At 53.2% G+C, this 1,784-nt stretch carries 1 protein-coding gene; it reads left to right on the forward strand.

Going from position 1 to position 1,784, the window contains the following annotated elements:
• Positions 1–144: 144 nt before the first annotated feature.
• Positions 145–1,641: an integrase core domain-containing protein gene (locus tag HMPREF2932_RS04280; protein WP_071409687.1), complete on the forward strand. Its 1,497-nt coding sequence runs from the start codon at positions 145–147 to the stop codon at positions 1,639–1,641.
• The last annotated feature ends 143 nt before the right edge of the window (positions 1,642–1,784 follow it).

A 1,784-nucleotide genomic window follows, 5' to 3' on the forward strand; every position in this document is an offset into this window, starting at 1 on the left:
TGTGATGTCTATGGAGTTTTTGGACACGGAGTCTAATGGCTTTTTGGACGGGGAGTCCAGATAGTTTTTGGTCACGGAGTCCAAAGACTTCCTTGTCGTGATGTCTCAAGACTTTTTGGACAGTCGGTGGGTTGGAATACCAAGATGGCTATTTCAACCCATCTCCGCAAGAAAATAGCGGACTTCGACCCAGTAAGAGACGGACGAACCGTCACCCAATTCTGCAAGGATATTGGCGTATCTCGCCAAACCTATGCCAACATCAAACGCCGCGTTGAACAACGCGGCCGTGTAGGCATCCTGCCTGACTCCACCGCCCCGCATTCCCCAGCCAGAATCTACGATGATCACCTTCGTCAGAAAGTCATCACAGCTCGATCAGTGCTCAAGGCCCGGGGACGTGACTATGGCCCGTGGTCGATCTATTACTACCTCATTGATGACCTTGGTTTAGAGCACCCACCGGCACGGTCTACGATTGCGCTTTGGCTCCACGAAGCTGGTGTTGCTGAGGCCAATGCCCGTAAACGTCCTCGTAAAAGCTATAAACGCTGGGCACGCGATAAAGTCGATGAGCTGTGGCAACTCGACGGGTTTGTCTATCGACTCTTTGACACTCCACATACCCAGATCACTATCTACCAGCTGGTTGATGATGCCAGCCGGTTTGATCTGGGCTCACAAGCCTTCGCCGCCAAAGAAAACGGATTCGATGCTCGCACTACCTTGGCCGCAGCAATAGAAACGTATGGTCGCCCGCAGGAACTTTTGACCGATAACGGTGAAGCTTTTGCCACCTATCACCGGGGCCGATTGTCCGATACCGAGCGCTGGCTCGCCGCCCAAGGTATCTGGTCCATTGCAGGTTTTGGCCCGCAAACCCAAGGCAAAGATGAACGCTCGCATCAAACTATGACCAAGTTTCTCGATGCACGCCAACCTACGACACTTCAGCACGTCCAACAGCTGTTGGACGACTACCGCGAGTTTTACAACACCAGGCGCCGCCATCAAGGCCTGCTAGTCGGCAAAATGCACATCACTCCAGCCCAAGCCCGTGAGCACTTCGCCCACGCTCAATCCCCAACACAACCCATTGACCCGGATCTGCTGTGGGCCAAGATTGTGAAGTCATACCGGGATACGCACTCAGAAAGCGCGATACACCACGAGCATCGTATCGAGAAGGTTAAAGAGGCGATGGTGCCGGTTGTGGGAGAAGTTGCAGCTTCTCCCACAACCATCGATGACGATAACGAACCAATCCAGCAAGAATCATCTCCTACCGTCAGTCCCACCGTAGACGGTCTATCCGCCCAGTCAAGCAACGCCTGGGGTATCCCCGACACACTGTGGATCAACAAAAGCGGAGTGGTGCGCATCCTGGGCTATGGATTCTATGTAGGACTCCGGTTTAAAAACCGGCTCATATACAGCCACGTTACCGATGACACCGCTGAGTTCTTCACTGATCATGATGGTGAAGCACTGTTTTCATTCCCACTGCCCATCAAGCTACTTGAGCGTCCAGCCGGCGGACAGATCAACATCGGGCATGTCGAAGGAATGTGGCACCGCCGGCCACCAGAGATCAAACCAATCCTGTCGCGTCCGCGCCCGTCGAGACGAAAGAAACCATAACCGGTAAGACGAGCTAGAGACTGTCCAAAAACACCAAAGACTCCCTGCCCAAAAAGCAGGGAGACTCCACGTCCAAAAAGTCATTGGACTCCTAGCCCAAAAAGTTACTGGACTCCGTGTCCAAAAAGTCCATGGACATAACA

The sequence above is a fragment of the Corynebacterium sp. HMSC074H12 genome (assembly GCF_001813755.1).
GTDB lineage: Bacteria > Actinomycetota > Actinomycetes > Mycobacteriales > Mycobacteriaceae > Corynebacterium > Corynebacterium hiratae.

Excerpts from the sequence above, each read along its gene's own strand:
- HMPREF2932_RS04280 (WP_071409687.1), top strand. The coding sequence starts at position 145 with ATGGCTATTTCAACCCATCTCCGCAAGAAAATAGCGGACTTCGACCCA.